The organism is Sporosarcina koreensis (genome assembly GCF_001531445.1).
In the GTDB taxonomy this organism is placed as follows: domain Bacteria; phylum Bacillota; class Bacilli; order Bacillales_A; family Planococcaceae; genus Sporosarcina; species Sporosarcina koreensis_C.
Genome location: NZ_LQYA01000312.1, coordinates 1 through 1,074, shown reverse-complemented (window position 1 = coordinate 1,074; position 1,074 = coordinate 1). Strand labels below are relative to the sequence as shown.

1 pseudogene is annotated in these 1,074 nt (G+C 62.8%); it reads left to right on the top strand.

What is annotated here, in order from left to right:
• Positions 1-52 precede the first annotated feature (52 nt).
• Positions 53-1,074 (top strand): annotated as a pseudogene (gene adh / locus AWV70_RS22205) (aldehyde dehydrogenase); the annotation flags it as partial.

Here is a 1,074-nt window from a genome sequence, read left to right as displayed (position 1 = left end):
GCGATCAGACGCCAGCACAATGGCGCCCATCAGCAACAGAAGAGGATCAGCCATGACCACAACCGTATTGGACCGGCCGGACAGCAAGCTGCAGTCGCCCTTCCCGCAGCGCTATGACAATTTCATCGGCGGGCGATGGGTCGCTCCCAAGGCAGGCCGCTATTTCGACAATATCACGCCGGTGACGGGCAAGGTGATCGGCCAGATCGCACGCTCGCAGGCAGAGGACATCGATGCGGCTCTCGATGCCGCCCATGCCGCAAAGGATAGCTGGGGCCGCACGCCGGTGGCAGAGCGCGCGCGCATCCTCAATCGCATTGCCGACCGGATGGAGCAAAATCTGGATAAGCTCGCGATTGCCGAGACCTGGGACAATGGCAAGCCGATCCGCGAGACCATGGCGGCGGACGTGCCGCTCGCCATCGATCATTTCCGCTATTTCGCTGGTGTCGTGAGGGCGCAGGAGGGCTCGATCGGAGAGATCGATCACGACACCGTCGCCTATCATTTCCACGAGCCGCTCGGCGTGGTCGGGCAGATCATTCCGTGGAACTTCCCGCTGCTGATGGCCGCGTGGAAGCTCGCGCCGGCGCTTGCCGCCGGCAATTGCGTCGTCCTCAAGCCGGCGGAGCAGACCCCGGCTTCGATCCTGCTGTGGATCGACCTCATCGGCGATCTGTTGCCGCCAGGCGTGCTGAACATCGTCAACGGCTTCGGTCTGGAGGCCGGCAAGCCGCTTGCGACGTCGCGCCGCATCGCCAAGATCGCCTTCACCGGCGAGACGTCCACCGGACGCCTCATCATGCAATATGCCAGCCAGAATCTGATCCCGGTGACGCTCGAACTCGGCGGGAAATCGCCGAACATCTTCTTTGAGGATGTCGTGCGCGAGGATGACGATTATCTCGACAAGGCGATCGAGGGCTTCACCATGTTCGCGCTCAACCAGGGCGAGGTATGCACCTGTCCTAGCCGCGCATTGGTCCACGAGAAAATCTACGACCGCTTCATGGAACGCGCGCTGAAGCGCGTTGGCGCGATCGTGCAGGGCAGCCCGCTCGACGACGCGACGAT